14 protein-coding genes are annotated in these 15,515 nt (G+C 51.6%); all 14 read right to left on the bottom strand.

Annotation, left to right across the window (positions count from 1 at the left end):
* Positions 1–24: 24 nt before the first annotated feature.
* The 14 genes from OCY70_RS30600 to pseI all read right to left on the bottom strand — a co-directional run bounded on the left by OCY70_RS30600 (position 25) and on the right by pseI (position 15,501).
* Positions 25–477 (bottom strand): cation:proton antiporter regulatory subunit, encoded by a 453-nt coding sequence (locus OCY70_RS30600; RefSeq protein WP_168179091.1) that lies wholly within the window; start codon positions 475–477, stop codon positions 25–27.
* Positions 434–943 carry a hypothetical protein gene (locus OCY70_RS30595; RefSeq protein ID WP_213428195.1) on the bottom strand — a complete coding sequence of 170 codons (510 nt, stop codon included), beginning with the start codon at positions 941–943 and terminating at the stop codon, positions 434–436. Before OCY70_RS30595 ends, OCY70_RS30600 begins: the two co-directional genes overlap by 44 nt.
* Positions 944–1,247: 304 nt before the next feature.
* A complete protein-coding gene (locus OCY70_RS30590; RefSeq protein WP_213428186.1) occupies positions 1,248–2,186 on the bottom strand; it encodes a YitT family protein in 939 nt (312 codons plus the stop codon).
* A 211-nt stretch (positions 2,187–2,397) separates the two neighbouring features.
* Positions 2,398–3,514 (bottom strand): peptide chain release factor 2 gene (gene prfB / locus OCY70_RS30585; protein ID WP_213428185.1). Its coding sequence is split into 2 segments (ribosomal slippage): positions 2,398–3,441 and positions 3,443–3,514, totalling 1,116 coding nucleotides; the frame shifts between segments, so codons are not numbered across the junction.
* Between the two features lie 191 nt (positions 3,515–3,705).
* The gene (secA, locus tag OCY70_RS30580; RefSeq protein ID WP_213428184.1) at positions 3,706–6,216 is read right to left on the bottom strand and encodes a preprotein translocase subunit SecA; all 2,511 of its coding nucleotides are present in this window, start codon (positions 6,214–6,216) and stop codon (positions 3,706–3,708) included.
* A gap of 382 nt (positions 6,217–6,598) precedes the next feature.
* Positions 6,599–7,141: a ribosome hibernation-promoting factor, HPF/YfiA family gene (gene hpf, locus OCY70_RS30575; RefSeq protein WP_213428183.1), complete on the bottom strand. Its 543-nt coding sequence runs from the start codon at positions 7,139–7,141 to the stop codon at positions 6,599–6,601.
* 191 nt (positions 7,142–7,332) lie between these two features.
* On the bottom strand, positions 7,333–8,592 hold the full coding sequence (locus tag OCY70_RS30570) for a DUF438 domain-containing protein (RefSeq protein ID WP_213428182.1): 1,260 nt from the start codon (positions 8,590–8,592) through the stop codon (positions 7,333–7,335).
* On the bottom strand, positions 8,585–8,833 hold the full coding sequence (locus OCY70_RS30565; protein WP_261945306.1) for a DUF1858 domain-containing protein: 249 nt from the start codon (positions 8,831–8,833) through the stop codon (positions 8,585–8,587). Before OCY70_RS30565 ends, OCY70_RS30570 begins: the two co-directional genes overlap by 8 nt.
* 146 nt (positions 8,834–8,979) lie before the next feature.
* Positions 8,980–10,083, bottom strand: a complete 1,104-nt coding sequence (locus OCY70_RS30560; RefSeq protein ID WP_249725066.1) for a GerAB/ArcD/ProY family transporter — start codon at positions 10,081–10,083, stop codon at positions 8,980–8,982.
* A 32-nt stretch (positions 10,084–10,115) separates the two neighbouring features.
* Entirely contained in the window at positions 10,116–11,321 is a 1,206-nt protein-coding gene (locus OCY70_RS30555) for a Ger(x)C family spore germination protein (protein WP_261945307.1), read from the bottom strand.
* A gap of 2 nt (positions 11,322–11,323) precedes the next feature.
* A complete protein-coding gene (locus OCY70_RS30550) occupies positions 11,324–12,847 on the bottom strand; it encodes a spore germination protein (protein WP_213428180.1) in 1,524 nt (507 codons plus the stop codon).
* A gap of 142 nt (positions 12,848–12,989) precedes the next feature.
* Positions 12,990–13,187 carry a cold shock domain-containing protein gene (locus OCY70_RS30545; protein WP_168179101.1) on the bottom strand — a complete coding sequence of 66 codons (198 nt, stop codon included), beginning with the start codon at positions 13,185–13,187 and terminating at the stop codon, positions 12,990–12,992.
* 161 nt (positions 13,188–13,348) lie between these two features.
* A complete protein-coding gene (pseG, locus tag OCY70_RS30540) occupies positions 13,349–14,461 on the bottom strand; it encodes a UDP-2,4-diacetamido-2,4,6-trideoxy-beta-L-altropyranose hydrolase (RefSeq protein ID WP_213428179.1) in 1,113 nt (370 codons plus the stop codon).
* The gene (gene pseI / locus OCY70_RS30535) at positions 14,446–15,501 is read right to left on the bottom strand and encodes a pseudaminic acid synthase (RefSeq protein ID WP_213428178.1); all 1,056 of its coding nucleotides are present in this window, start codon (positions 15,499–15,501) and stop codon (positions 14,446–14,448) included. Before pseI ends, pseG begins: the two co-directional genes overlap by 16 nt.
* Positions 15,502–15,515: the final 14 nt, after the last annotated feature.

The raw sequence follows: 15,515 nt of genomic DNA, 5'->3' as shown, positions 1-15,515 counted from the left end.
GCGGCTTAGCGCCGCCTCCCCTCATCAACTCTCATCGCATCCAGTAGACAAAAATGCTTTCAGCGCTTTCAGATGCTGCCTTTCCCCGGTGACTACCAGCGTCGTATTCGGTGCAAATTGATAATCCGGTCCCGGATTAATGTGCTTCGATTGATTTTTCTCGACTACGGCGATGATGGTCGCGCCCGTCCGCTCGCGAATCTTCAATTCCCCGATGCGTTTGCCGATGCATTTTGCATGCGAATCCAGTTTGTACCATTCAATGACAAGGTCGTTCAGTGCCATCTCTACCGTTTCCAATGCTTTCGGCTGATAATTCAATCCGCCGATGATGCCGGCGATCATGCGGGCCTCCTCATCCTCCAACGTTACCGTCGACAGAATAAGCTCGGGATCTTCCTCGTCGAAATGGTACATTTCCCGGCGGCCGTCGTCATGAATAATAATAACCAGCTTGTCTCCGCTCGCTGTCTCCATAGAGTACTTCCGACCAATTCCCGGTAAATCCGATTGCCTGATATTCAATGTGATTCCCTCCACTATCGTAATGATTCAGCTTTTTGCTCCCGGCTTTGCCAGCTGTGCGCATGGCTTTGTCCACGAATGCCGAGGTGAATTTTACGGGCATCAGAAATAAACATTTGAGCGCAATCGCAATAAATGCCAAAAAATGAAAACTATGAGGTCTACTTTCAGATGGAATGCTCCATTTCAGAATTGAGGGGGTCGTAATAATCGGGGGCGGGCCGACGAACTTCACCATGACGTTCGGCCTCGTGCTAACAATGGTATACGTATACGGTTCAGCCATTTGCTTCGGCGACTCTTCCGTAACCGGATGAAAATCGACATGCATCGGCATGATTATCGAGGTGATGAGTATAAGCACCACGATGAGAAGCGCGCACGGATTCCCGCGGATTCGATTGTTCGTCACTGCCATTTATGCACCTCCCATAACTCAGTCATCTATCGGCCGGTTAGTTCATGCCGTGGTTCTGGCAGATGAATCTTATCATCTCTATCCATCGTATATATTATGATGGAATCGCTTGGGGGAGTCGTCTCCTTATGTAAAAAGAGTATCTTCCCGTTTTTATGTAGGTAACAATTCTGTAATAATCGTATCATTGGCTGACTGCCCAAGTCAAGAAAGTTTACATTAATATTAAGGAAAAGAGTCTGAACAATTCAGGGAAATGTCCAGACTCCATCTGTGGAGGAATATTTTGTGGCTGTTGCTCTGCTTACGGCCGTTCGGGAGACAGCTTGAACCCTTCTCCCAGCACTTCATTCGTGTCGCTAATAATGACGAAGGCTTGGCGATCGACGGAGCGGACCAGCTCCTTCAGCCTGATAATCTCCGTCTGGCCGACGACGACCATCAATACGGTTCTTCCTTCCCCCGTGAAGCCGCCTTCCCCGCGCAGCTTCGTCAAGCCGCGATCGAGATCATGGAGGATAACCTCCGACATGCGCTCGGCCTCCTCGCTGATGATGAAGGCGACCTTCGTCGAGCCGAGGCCAACCTGGACGATGTCAATCGTCTTACTTGTAATGAACAATGCGATCAGCGCATACATGGCGCTCTCGAACGAGAGCATGAAGCCGGCCAGCGCGATGATGATGCCGTCGCAGATCGCGACGGATAGCGAGAGACTGATGCGTCCGTACCGGTGCAGGAGCTGCGCCGAGATGGCGTTGCCCCCCGTCGAGCCGCGCCCGCGGAAGACAATGCCGAGGCCCAGGCCGATGCCGATGCCGCCGAATATGGACGCCAGCAGGGCATTATCCGTCGCCGGCTCGATGTGGCTCGTCAGAAAGATAAAGGTCGGCAGCGCCAGCGAACCGACGAATGTCCGTACCCCGAACTGCTTGCCGAGCAGCAGAACGCCGATAATGAATAACGGTATATTGAAAGAATACTGGGTGTAGGCCGGGTTCCAGCCGAACTGCTTTTCCAGCAGAATGGACAGACCGGAGATGCCGCCGGAGGCGATGCGGTTCGGCAGCATCAGACTGTTGAACGTCAGCGCCATAATGAATGCGCCAAGCAAGATCCAGCCGTAGTCAAGCACGATCCGGAGCGGATGATGATAGGGCAGCCGGGGTTCGCGGCGCCGCGGCTTGCGGGAAGATCCCGAGGAGGCTTGCGCTTGAGATTGGGAATGAGATTGAGTTGGCATAACGATTGCGTCTCTCCTTGTTTACCATAATTGCAAATCATGGACATCGTCCATCATAGTATTGCTTCCATTACAGGCCCCCACTCTAGTAAAGTGAAGCGTTGCCGTGCAGAAAAAAACCTGCCCCGATGTGAACATCGGCGCAGGTGGCGAGTCGGTCTATATTAGAGTACGTTCCAAAAGCCTGGCTTTTCGAACGGAACAACCTCGATTAAGATTCGGAAGCGGGTTGGATCAATGTGCGCAAATACGCTTCGATGAATTCGTCGATGTCGCCGTCCATGACGGCGCCGACGTTGCCCGTCTCCACCTGGGTGCGATGGTCCTTGACCATGCTGTACGGGTGAAACACGTACGAACGAATCTGGCTGCCCCACGCGATATCCATCTGATCCCCGCGGATTTCGGCAAGCTGCTTCTGCTGCTCTTCGATCTTGCGTTCGTACAATTTGGATCGCAGGAGGGTCATCGCCCGTTCGCGGTTTTTGATCTGGGAGCGCTCCGTCTGGCATGTCACGACGATGCCGGTCGGAATATGCGTAATCCGCACGGCCGAATCCGTCGTATTGATATGCTGGCCGCCGGCGCCGCTGGCCCGGTACGTGTCAATCTTCAACTCTTCATTCCGTACCTCGATGTCGACATCATCCGTAATCTCGGGAACGACATCGCAGGACACGAAGGACGTGTGGCGTCTGCCCGAGTAATCGAATGGAGAGATGCGCACCAGCCGGTGAACGCCTTTCTCCGCCTTCAAGTAGCCGTACGCGTTATATCCCTTGATCAGCAGCGTCACGCTCTTGATCCCGGCTTCGTCCCCCGGAAGGTAGTCCAGCACCTCGACCTTGAAGCCCCGCTGCTCCGCCCAGCGCGTATACATGCGCAGCAGCATCTGGCCCCAATCCTGGGACTCCGTGCCGCCGGCGCCCGGATGAAGCTCCAGGATGGCGTTCATCTTGTCGTACGGCTCGCTGAGCAGCAGTTGAAGCTCGAACTGCTCGACCCGCCCATACAGCTGCTTCACGCTCTCTCCCAGCTCCTGGGCGAGGCCTTCCTCATTTTCCTCTTCTGCGAGCTCCAGCATCATCTGCGTGTCCTCATAGTCCTGCTGCAGCTTGCTATACTCCTCGACGATGCCCTTGATGGCGTTCAGCTCGCTAATAAGGCCTTGCGCCCGCTCGTTATCGTCCCAGAAGTCCGGCGCCGACATCTTCTCTTCGTAGTTCGCTATCATCTCTTGCTTCAGATCGAAGTCAAAGAGACCCCCTAAGGTTGGTCAATTTGGCTGCGATATCCCGCAATTGATGGCGTACACTTGCATCAATCATCTGCTGTCACCTCGACCATATTGTATGGGAAGGGAAGTCATTCCATTCCCTCCGATCCGAATAACGGGCGGCTCACTTCTATGCCGCCCGTCCTTCTCGTCGGCTTATTGCCATGCTTAGACAGTGCCTCCTGGTGTAATGGTTATAGAACACACACAGCGGAGACTTGCCTGGCGGGCAGCTCCATTCTTTTAATCTTGCTTACCGTGGCATTGTTTGTATTTCTTGCCGCTACCGCAAGGGCAAGGGTCGTTCCGGCCAATCGTTTCGCCCTTGGCAACCGGACGCTTGACCGCCGGCTCGGCGTTGGTCGACATTTTGCTCTCGTCGACTACAGCTTGGCGTTCCACGTTCTGCTCAACACGAGCCTTCATGATATATTGGGCTACTTCTTCCTGAATGGAAGCGACCATGTTGTTGAACATCTCGTAGCCCTCGAACTGGTATTCACGGAGCGGATCGGTACCGCCGTACGCGCGCAAGTGAATGCCCTGGCGAAGGTGATCCATCGCATCGATATGATCCATCCATTTGGAGTCGACCGCGCGAAGCACAACAACCTTCTCGAACTCGCGCACAAGTTCCTCTCCCAGACGCTCTTCCCGCTCGGTATACTGTGCCACGACCTTGTCGAACAGGAACTCGACGATCTCGTCCTTCTCCTTGCCCCACAGATCATCCTTTGTAATCGTATCTTCATCAAGCATCGTCCGGTGCATATAATCGACGATCTCCTGCAATTCCCAGTTTTCCGGAATATCATCCTCGTTGCAGTGCGCATCGACAGTACGCTCGATGCAAGGCTTGATCATATCCATCACGATCTGGCGGATATTTTCCGCCTCCAGCACCTCGCGGCGCTGACGGTAAATAATTTCGCGCTGCTGGTTCATCACGTCGTCATATTGAAGGACGACTTTGCGCAAGTCGAAGTTATTGCCTTCGACCCGCTTCTGCGCCGATTCTACCGCGCGCGTAATCAGCTTCGACTCAATTGGCTGATCTTCCTCGAAGCCGAGGCGCTCCATCATGCCGAGCACGTTGTCCGCGCCGAAGCGGCGCATCAGCTCGTCGCCGAGCGACAGATAGAACTGCGTCGAGCCCGGGTCGCCCTGGCGTCCGGCACGGCCGCGGAGCTGGTTGTCTATCCGGCGGCTCTCATGGCGCTCCGTCCCGATAATATGCAGACCGCCAAGCTCGGGCACTCCTTCGCCCAGAATAATATCCGTACCGCGTCCGGCCATATTGGTCGCGATTGTAACTTGACCCGGCTGCCCCGCGCGGGAAATAATCTCGGCTTCCTCTCTATGGAACTTCGCATTCAGGACCTGATGCTTGATGCCCTTCTTGCGCAGCTTATCCGACAGCAGCTCCGAGTTCTCGATCGATACCGTACCGACAAGCACCGGCTGCTGCATCTGGTGCCGCTTCACAATCTCTTCGACGACCGCGTTGTATTTCGCGTTCTCCGTCTTGTAGACGACATCCGGCGCGTCTTTCCGCTGGTTCGGCTTGTTCGTCGGAATCTGAATGACCTCGAGGCCATAGATGCTCTTGAATTCTTCTTCCTCCGTCTTCGCCGTACCGGTCATGCCGGCGAGCTTGCGGTACATCCGGAAGTAATTCTGGAACGTGATCGTCGCGAGCGTCATGCTCTCGTTCTGCACTTCCAGCTTTTCCTTCGCTTCAATCGCCTGATGGAGACCATCGCTATAGCGGCGGCCCGCCATCATGCGGCCCGTGAACTCATCGACGATGACGATCTCGCCGTCATTCACCACATAGTCGACATCGCGGCGCATAATCGCATTCGCTTTGAGCGCCTGCAGCACGTGGTGGTTCAACGTCACGTTTTTGACATCGAAGAGGTTGTCGACGCCGAGCACCTTCTCCGCCTTGGATACCCCGGCTTCCGTAAGCGCCACTTGACGAGTCTTGACGTCGATCGTATAGTCCTCTTCCGGCTTCAACGTCTTCACGAACGTATCCGCAATATGATACAGCTCCGTCGACTTGGCGGCTTGTCCGGAAATAATCAGCGGCGTCCGCGCTTCGTCGATCAGGATGGAATCCACTTCATCAATAATGGCAAAGTTCAGCGGGCGCTGAACCATTTGTTCCTTATAGAGCACCATGTTGTCGCGCAAGTAATCGAAGCCGTACTCATTGTTGGTGCCATACGTAATATCGCACGCATAGGCTTCCTGCTTCATTTGAGGATCCATGCCGGCCAGGTTCAAGCCGACCGTCATACCCAGGAATTGATAAATTTGCCCCATCTCTTCGCTGTCACGCGTTGCCAAATAATCATTGACCGTGACAACATGCACGCCCTTGCCGGCGAGGGCGTTCAAGTAGACGGGCAAGGTCCCGACGAGTGTCTTCCCTTCCCCGGTTTTCATTTCGGCGATTTTGCCTTCATGAAGCACCATACCGCCAAGCAGCTGCACATCATAGTGACGCTTGTTCAACACGCGCTTGCCCGCTTCGCGGACGGTAGCGAACGCTTCAGGCAGCAATTGATCCAGCGTGTCGCCCTTCTCGAGACGGGCGCGGAATTCCTCCGTCTTTCCACGCAGTTCTTCATCCGTTAGTTTCGCGAATTCCGGCTCCATGCCATTGATCACGTCCACGGTCTTCATTAACCGTTTCACTTCGCGCTCGTTGGCATCACCGAATATCTTTTTCACAAGTCCTAGCATGCTAAACCCCTTTCACGCAAATCCGTTCGTGATTTCTTCGTCCATCCCACCCCCGCGGAGCGGGTGGATTCGGGAATGGCGGCGTTGACTCGTTTTGCAATAAATTGTAACAGTTTCAAAAGGCGCCCGCAACCTTGGGAGGGCAGGAATTCGCGCATTTCCGCCAATTCAGGCCGTCCTGCCTTGCAGAATGAGTGAATGTCTCGCTTTCGCAAACAATATGAAACTTTTCATACGTTCCCACAGGTTGTATATAAAAACATCCTTACTAGATTATATACGCGAAAAGAGCCCATTCCGTTGTGGAAATAGGCTCAGTCCAAATTTGGGTATTGGGTGCAGACTCTGACATCGCAATGCAGCAGAGCCGGCCAAGCCGTTATCAGCCTTGTTCAATCAAGCCGTAGCGCCCGTCAGTGCGGCGGTAGACTACGTTCACTTCCTTCGTCTCCGCGTTCGAGAAGACGAAAAAGCTATGTCCAATCATATTCATCTGCAGAATTGCTTCCTCGACGTCCATCGGCTTCAGCGTAAAGCGCTTGGTCCGTACGACTTCGAGCTGGTCTTCCTCATCCACCGGCACTGGCGTTGCCGCATCGCTGAACAGAGACGCATCGGTGCCCGTCTGACGGAACTTCCGGTTGACCTTGGTCTTATGCTTGCGGATTTGCCGTTCCAGCTTGTCCGTAACGGAATCGATGGATGCGTACATATCCTTGCTTCGATCTTCCGCTCGCAGCAGCAAGCCCGGCAAAGGAATCGTCACTTCAACGATATGCAGGTCGCGTATTACGCTCAGCGTCACGTTGACATCTGACGTAGGGGGAGCTTCGAAATAGCGTTCCAGCCGCCCTAATTTCTTCTCGACATAATCGAGCAGCGCGTCTGTCACTTCAATGTGTTGACCTCGAACTTTGTAATTCATAGGACACTCCTCCTTTGATGTCTACATTATACCATAACTACCCAGCGGGAACCACGTAAATCGGTTACAATTCATTAACAATATGTATGAGCTATGTACACGGCGTTTGTAACTGGATTTTTGTGGCTGGATCCGACTATAGAAAAGGCCGCCCCTGCCTGAACCGGGAAACGGCCACATCCATGAACACCCTATGATAATCCGGAATAAATTCGCTTCTCACCCTCGATGGCCTGAAGAGGCGCAATGTTCTGCGTAAACTCCAACGTCCCCATATAGCGCCCATCCGTATCTCGAATGGCAAAATACCGAATCAGCACATACTTGTCTTTCATTCGAATCCAGAAATCCTCTGCGTCCCTTACGCCCGATTTGAAATCATCCAGCAGCCGGTTGACGATATGCACGCTCTGCGGCGGATGGCAATTCTGGACCGTACGGCCGATGACCGACTTCGTGCGCGTAAAGAGGCGGTCCGGGCCATGCGAAAAGTAACGAACGACATCATGCTCGTCGATGAACGTGATATCAACCGGAAGATGGTTCAGGATCAGTTCCAGCTGCTTCAACGACACTACGCCGGTCTCCAGGCGGATATATCCTTCGCTTATGGCCGTATCCTCGGATTCAGCCGGCGCACGCTCAGGCTTCCATTCGGCGGGCCGCTCAATAAAGCAGTACCCGATCTCGCCGCTCTCTGCGGCAATGCGAACCCATTCATCCTCTGTCAATGTCTGCAATGCCATGGGAAGCAATATATTTTCTTCCTTAAAAATCATCTCGTCCATTTCTTGAACAAGGCTGCGCAGACGTGCCGCGATGCCTTCCCGTTCTTCAATGTCGTCGGAAGACAAGTCGCATATAGCCTGTCTTACCGCCTTCACATCAGCCCGGATACGATCGTCGACGCCCCACATGACCTGCGTTGGGCCGTGAATTCCGTACTGCTCCAAATACGGAAACAGCAAGTTCTCCTTGCGGCTGTAATGCTTATCTATCTCCATCATCAGCTTCAGATCTTCCAGCACCTTCTCCCGGCTGCGCTCGCTTCCATCCTGCATGAAGCGATCCATATGAAGAGAAAGCTTGAAGTGCAGCAGCCGCTCCAGCTCGCGATTTTCCAGCTTGAACGTATGAACCGGATGTCCGTTCTGCTCCTCTGGCTGAGCAGAACGGTGCAGCTCTTGGATAGATCCCTTGAAGACGGCGGTATGGACGGAGCAGAGACGCTGCACCTCCTCGACCGGAATTCCTTCTTCGCCAATCAGCGCCTGCTCAAGCGCCGAGATTTCCGCCACCGTGACGTCGCCCACCGCCTCTTCAAATTGGGCTCTGACTTCATCAACCGGCTTACCCTCATGGAGTTGTTTAATAATTTGCTTTAGCTGTTCCTGCCGCTCCCGATTGGTTTTGTGACCATGACGCCCGCGGTTGCTAATGATTTCACTCATTGCGGATCCCCTCCTTGCCGATGACGTGATAACCTTCGCGTTCGAATGTATCAATAATAACGTCCATATCGATTCCCTTGGCCTTGGCTCCCCGAGGAATCGTCATGATGCGGCCGGCCGTATTTAATAAGACGGGATTCGCAATCTGCTCAAACCCCAATGACTGCATAATGCGAATCATATCGGAATCGGATGCGCATAAGTCGTACACTGTTTTCGTCAGATCAAGCGTCTTGTTCATTGCCAGTCCCCCCTTGCAGCCATAGTATATCTGCTTGGAATGAGAATGGTTCTCATCCCTGCTTTCAGGGTAACACGGCTCATTCTAACAGCTTGTGATTGTACGCACATAGAGAGTGACAGTATGATGTCGGGGACAATGTGGGGTTACTGTCCTCCCTCATGCGTCCGGCGCTTGATCATCAGCCCTATGAATAATAGAAGGGGAATAGCCACTCCCGCCGTAAATACGATGATAATCCAGATTGTGGCGGTGAATTGATACTCTGCAGCCGAATTCGGAAAAACCTTTACCGAGATTACGACCAACAGCGCGACCATGGGCAGTAATATCCCTCGATGGCTCGGAAGGCGGGCAAGTCGAACAAGCCCTGATACCGATGCATAGAAGTAGAGGGACATTTTCATAAACGTCGTTATTAACCACAGCCCCGCCGCAATCGCTTCAACCCGTTCCAGAAATTTGCCAATGCTTATTCTCTGTGCTAAAGAATAGACCGGATATTCTTGCAGTGAAGTGACGTTCGCCCCAAGCACAAGGATGGTTAATGCCGTGACAACACTAGATAGAATTCCACCAATCAGAACAGCCCCAGCGAAGGCTCGGGGGGCTTTCCTGGCATTTGTCAGTTCGACGGGCTGAATCATCAGGAAGACGGCGAGAGGCATATACGACAGGCTCAATACCACCAGCACCGAATGGGCCAGCTCCTTCGGCCCTGCTTCCAGGAACGGCTGGACATTCCGAACATCGATTTGCGGAAGCATCAGCGCCACCATAAATAGAAACAGAAGCGCAAACCATGGGAACAGCAATTCCGTCATTCTGGCCAATGTATCGAAGCCGCTCCCAATCGCATACAGGAGAAGAAGAGCAAACAACGCATTGACAAACGGAAGCGGCGTTTCCGGCATTAGCACCGTAATAATGAACTGGCCGACATCGAATAGCACCAATGCGGCTGCAAAGAACGAAAACAAGACAAACAGCAGCGCCAATCCTTTGCCAATCCATGTGCCGAACAGCGACTCGCTGATTTCAACGATCGTCATTCCGGGAGCGGCACGGTGAATCCCGTTGTAGAGCAGGACAAGCAACAACCCTGGTGCCATAGCCGCGATGGGAGCCATCCAGGCGTCTTGTCCGATTTCCGCGGCTAATCCGGCCGGCGTAATCAGAATCGTCGTCCCGACCGTGAAGAGAATGACCAGTATTTTGAATTGACGCAGATTGATTTTCACAGGATTCACCGCTAATTCAGCCCCCATTTCGTACAATCAGCTCACTCTTTCACTTTTTCCAGAAATGTCCCTTTCGTTTTTCCGGAAAGTCTTAGCTTCACATCGACATGAAAATGTACGGGAACGGAATCCATACGTTCTGGCCAATGCGACTTCAGTCGTGCCCATGCTCCGGGAGCGGAACGATGCAGGGCAGCCCCCAGGCCGATAAAGTCAGTCTTCACGTCGTGCGCTTTCTTCAGCGTCTTCTCTAAAATGAATGCCAACCTTTCTTCTCCAATCTTTTCCACATCCCGAAATACAGCCGGATCAGCAAGATTCCCCTTGCACTGCGTTTCTCCGATATTGGCGATCACCTTGACATGGATATTGATTTTCGGCGTACGGCTGCCGCGATTCACATGAACCCGGCTGCTGGTCCGAATATTTTCTAGCGCAAGATTGCCTTCTTCGCCCGGACAAGGGATCACGCCCACGGTGCTCCTCACGCTTCCCTTTATGTAGTTATAGCCTTTGCTCTCCTCTTCATCTAGCCAACCTACGAGCTTATCTTTTCGAATGACTGCCATTCCGTCATACTTTAATTGGGCCGGCGATTCCGTTGCCTGTACGTTTTTTCTCGTCTTCCCTTCTTCGATATCGCCAAGGTACCGAATACCGGTAATAACCGGCGTTTTCCCTGCGGTCATCAAATCGGATATCAGTTCATCCAGCTTGACCGTCCCGGTCGCCGCCCACGATTTGCTTGACATCTCCAGCGAGGAGAACATTTTATCGGCAGGAATTTTTTCGATAGCCGGGTAGTCATTCAAAATCTCCTCAGCCCTGCTCTCCCTGGCGATGGCGATGTAAAAGTCGGTTCGAAATTCATGATCCCGGGAAATGAATTCGATCGCATGGCCGATCCCCTGTCTGGCCGCTTCTTCGCCGATCAGGAACATCCGCAGATGGGAAAAGTATATTTTCCGCGCCGACATTGTCGTCATCCTCCTGACGGCCTCGAACACCGTCTTTCCCCGCTCTTTATAGACTGTAACCGGAGCACGCCCGCTCCCCTTCTTCGAAGCGATTTCGGCAGGATCGACGACCTGAGCGCTGACGGTATATCCCTCTTCCGCCCGGTCCACCCCCATCGCTACGGCGATGACCATATCGTTGACTTCTCTCCTGTCCCAGCACCCGGTCAAGGGCAGCGTCACCATCAGCCATATCGCCACAGTGCGCCATATATATGCCGAATGTATCACAGTTATCTGCCCCCATCGCGCTTCTTTTTCGTATTGATTGGGTGTATGCGTTGGGCGAGGCTGACTTTCGGCAGTCTGAAGAGGCTGTCCTGCTGCTCCCGCAGATTGAACGGGGAGAACGGTGTCATGTACGGCACGCCGAACGATCTCAGGCTGCACAAGTGGACCATAATCATCCCGATCCCGATAAAAATGCCATACAACCCCGCCATCGCCGCTAATCCCATCAGCGGATACCTCAAGATTCTGACCGCAATTCCCATGCTGTAAGCAGGAATGGAGAAGTTCGAGATCGCGGTTATCGCGACGACAATGACCATCCCTGGCGATACCAGCCCCGCCTCCACCGCCGCCTGGCCAATCACAAGCGCGCCGACAATGGATACGGCCTGCCCGATCGCCCGAGGCATCCGAACGCCTGCCTCCCGCAAAATCTCGAAAATCGTTTCCATAATCAAGGCTTCCACGAAAGCGGGGAAGGGAATGCCTTCCCGCCCGGCAGCAATACTGATCATGAGCGGTGTAGGAAGCATCTCTTGATGGAATGTCGTAACGGCGATATATAGAGACGGGCCCAGAAGAGCAATAAAGAAGGCCAACATTCTCAGCATTCGAATCAACCCGAAATCGGAGCGCTGATAGTAATCTTCGGCAGCCTGGAAGTATTGAATGAACAGGGCAGGCACCAACAAAACGAAAGGCGTTCCGTCGACCAATATCGCTACGCGTCCTTCCATCAGCCCGGATGCTACCACGTCGGGCCTTTCCGTATTGTACATCGTCGGAAAAGGGGTATATGTCCGGTCTTCAATAAGCTCTTCGATCATGCCGCTTTCCAATATGCCGGCCAGCTCCAGCTTGTCCAATCTTCGATGAACTTCTTCCACCACCTGCTCGTCTGCCGTTCCCTTAATGTACATGACGGCTACGCTCGTCTGCGACAGCGTCCCGATCGTTTTGGTCTGAAGCCACAGCTTCGGGTTTTTGATTTTCCGGCGAACGAGCGCCGTGTTCGTCCTCAAGTTTTCGGTGAACGCATCCCGCGGACCTCTCACCACCGTCTGATCTTCGGGAGTTTGTACCCCGCGATCCTCCCAGCCTGCCGTATCCGCGGCAAGTCCGCGGTCGCATTGATCAAGCAAAATAATCGTTTCCCCGCTCATCAGGCAGTTGAACAGCTTGCGGAAATCGGCCACATCCTCAAGATGGGATACCGACACGGCATATTCCTTGAATATGGTGAGCCAATCCGCCTCTGAGGAGTGCTCCTGCGCCTCCGAAATCATCTCATTGCTCGTAACCGCCCTCACGATAAAATCTTGCACCATCGTCGTATCGGCCAACCCATCGATGTACAAAATAGCCGCCTTCAGATCAGGCATTCCTCCTACCCACATCTCTCTTACGACGAGATCCGTGCTGTCGCCCAGCGTTTCTTTTACCTTTTGCACATTCTTCTCCAAGGCCGCGGCTAACGATTCGTCATCCAGCGCGGAGTAATCCAAGGTTTCATCCTTCCCGCTCATGTCCAGCCTCCTTCCGCGGTATACTGTATTTGGAGTATTCCCGGTTGGGGGATTTTTTACAAACACAAAAACCCCGGCATCACCTGCCGGGGTTGTGTCTAGCTAATCGGAATCATATATAATTCGACTCACGTCGGTATAATTACAGTTTGATTACGTTAGCTGCTTGTGGACCGCGAGCGCCTTCCACAATATCGAACTCAACTTCTTGACCTTCTTCCAGAGTCTTGAAGCCTTCCGCTTGGATAGCGGAGAAGTGAACGAATACGTCGTTGCCTTCTGCAGTCTCGATAAAGCCATAGCCTTTCTCAGCGTTAAACCATTTTACTTTACCTTGCATGTCGATAACATTCCCTTCATCTTCAAATGCCGTGAAGATTTGTCCTTCACAATTCCGACTATATCACTGGCTGGAAGCGTTGTCAACGAAATTATGTTGGGTAGTTGATGAACAGTGAGACTGTAACCATGAACCTACTCTGAGATAATGTCACTGGTATGTCACAGTTCCCCCCGTTTGTTAAAGTGATGTTTCCACCCTTTTTTCGATGAGCAGAGTTTTTGAATCTCTTTGACCAACGGATGAACATTGTCAGGTTGATTGGTACACGCAATATTAAAACTCGATTTACTCATACTTCTCAATAACTCCGAGCTCTTCATTAAGTCCAAAAATGCCAGCTTAATTTTGTCGGGAGTTACATTTTCATGCCAGCCTAAGTTTTTTACCACGCCTGCCTTATGGAGTTCCTCCGCGCATTCCCTTTGGTTATCTGCGACAACCGTTAAAATGGTTGGCAACCCTAATCGGCACCTTTCCCATTGCGTACTTCCTCCCGCACCGAGCGCAACATCTGCTTGAACCATTAGTTTTGCCATATTAGTAACATTAAAATGATAATTTACATTATGCATTTTTTCACAAATTATTCGTATCTTATCGGGCTCCGAGTAGGAGCCGCCGACAACAATATCAAACTTAACATGAGCAAAGCAACCATTTTGTGCGGCAAGAAGCACTTTTTCGGTTTCTCCAGTAGGATCTGAACCGCCATATGTAACAAGAACTCGTTGGATACTATTCCGGATACTAGCATATTGAGACTCTTCTCTAAACTGCTCTCTTAATAAGGAATATGCTGGTCCCAACCATAGCTTGGCATGATTCGGGACTAGCTCCGAGTACCTGTTTTGTGCATTCCGATAATAATTTTGATCCAATAAATAGTCACAGTCATGCATTCTGTTTGCTAAATCGTCAATAATGATAATTTTATTCACATAAGGCCTAACTGCCTTCTCCCACTTTGAATCCAAGCAGTAGTGATCAACAATCAGAATAGGCTTTTCAGGAATATTACCTACGTAGTTTATAAATAACTCGGCATCGCTCTGCCAGTCAAATTCAATTTCGTCTCCAGTCAAATATAGGGAGATATTCTTACTTTTAAGCAGTTCTCGTAATGGATTCGGCATGCTTCGACTTATAAAATGCAGTCTGATGTTTTGATGGCTTAACATATCGGCCAAGACTAAACACCGCATGACGTGACCTGTCCCTAATGACACGGATGCATCCGCGCGGAAAACAATGTGCATCATAGCAATTCCCATGATACGGGAGTTCCTTTTGGAACATCTACTCGGACAGTTCTTCCTAGCACTTGTTCATAATACTTTGGAGAGAGTCCCAATCCCGGCCGAATTGAACGCACGTTTTTCTTCGTAAGGACTTCCCCTGCTTTAATGTCCTCTGAAATATATAACGAGCGGCGGTGTTTAACGGAACCGATTTCACTGTCTTTGGGTCCGTAAGAAACCTTCCCCAGTGCTTGCCAGGCCCGCTCCGATTCGATGACTAGCGATTTCATTTCATGAGGCTCTAGTGAAAAAGCCGAGTCTACTCCCCCGTCCGCGCGTGAAAGTGTAAAGTGTTTTTCTATAACGGTAGCCCCAAACGCAATACTCGCTACAGCAACCCCAACACCCATTGTGTGATCAGACAGGCCAACTTCACAGCCAAAAGTGGATCTCATGTTTGGCAAAGTGCGCAAGTTCGAATTTTCGGGATTTGCCGGATAAGTGCTCGTGCATTTAAGTAGAACGAGATGTTCGCATCCAGCTTCACGTGCAGTCCTAACCATATCGTCAATTTCCGATAAAGTGGCCATTCCTGTTGAAATAATCATAGGTTTTCCTGTCGACGCAACTTTACGGATCAACGGTAAATCCGTATTTTCAAAAGATGCGATTTTATAAGCTGGAACGTGTAAAGATTCTAAAAAATCAACAGCCGTTTCATCGAATGGAGTGCTGAACGCCAGCAGTCCTTTCTCTTGGCAGCGATCGAAAATTGGCTTGTGCCATTCCCAAGGCGTATATGCTTGCTGATATAATTGATAAAGAGAATTTCCTTGCCATAGATTATTAGGGTCATCAATAAAAAATTCTTTTTCATGTATGTCCAGCGTCATTGTATCTGCTGTATACGTTTGAAGCTTCAGAGCGTCTACTCCAGCTTCCGCAGCCGCATCGACAATCTGAAGCGCTCGCTCTAAGGACTGATTATGATTGCCCGACATTTCTGCTATAATAAAGGGACGATGAGTTCGACCAACCTTGCGTTTTCCAATATTGAATTCGGATGAGTGCATTTTAAGCCTCCCAC

Origin of the sequence: Paenibacillus melissococcoides, from assembly GCA_944800085.1 — a bacterium.
GTDB lineage: Bacteria > Bacillota > Bacilli > Paenibacillales > Paenibacillaceae > Paenibacillus_B > Paenibacillus_B melissococcoides.
Note: the sequence above shows the minus strand (reverse complement) of the source record. Positions and strands in the feature narration are given on the sequence as shown.

What these genes read in the sequence shown, in the direction of transcription:
- OCY70_RS30600 (WP_168179091.1), bottom strand. Translation starts at nt 477, where the DNA reads ATGGAGACAGCGAGCGGAGACAAGCTGGTTATTATTATTCATGACGAC.
- OCY70_RS30595 (WP_213428195.1), bottom strand. Translation starts at nt 943, where the DNA reads ATGGCAGTGACGAACAATCGAATCCGCGGGAATCCGTGCGCGCTTCTC.
- OCY70_RS30590 (WP_213428186.1), bottom strand. Translation starts at nt 2,186, where the DNA reads ATGCCAACTCAATCTCATTCCCAATCTCAAGCGCAAGCCTCCTCGGGA.
- secA (WP_213428184.1), bottom strand. Translation starts at nt 6,216, where the DNA reads ATGCTAGGACTTGTGAAAAAGATATTCGGTGATGCCAACGAGCGCGAA.
- hpf (WP_213428183.1), bottom strand. Translation starts at nt 7,141, where the DNA reads ATGAATTACAAAGTTCGAGGTCAACACATTGAAGTGACAGACGCGCTG.
- OCY70_RS30570 (WP_213428182.1), bottom strand. Translation starts at nt 8,592, where the DNA reads ATGAGTGAAATCATTAGCAACCGCGGGCGTCATGGTCACAAAACCAAT.
- OCY70_RS30565 (WP_261945306.1), bottom strand. Translation starts at nt 8,833, where the DNA reads ATGAACAAGACGCTTGATCTGACGAAAACAGTGTACGACTTATGCGCA.
- OCY70_RS30550 (WP_213428180.1), bottom strand. Translation starts at nt 12,847, where the DNA reads ATGAGCGGGAAGGATGAAACCTTGGATTACTCCGCGCTGGATGACGAA.
- OCY70_RS30545 (WP_168179101.1), bottom strand. Translation starts at nt 13,187, where the DNA reads ATGCAAGGTAAAGTAAAATGGTTTAACGCTGAGAAAGGCTATGGCTTT.
- pseG (WP_213428179.1), bottom strand. Translation starts at nt 14,461, where the DNA reads ATGGGAATTGCTATGATGCACATTGTTTTCCGCGCGGATGCATCCGTG.
- pseI (WP_213428178.1), bottom strand. Translation starts at nt 15,501, where the DNA reads ATGCACTCATCCGAATTCAATATTGGAAAACGCAAGGTTGGTCGAACT.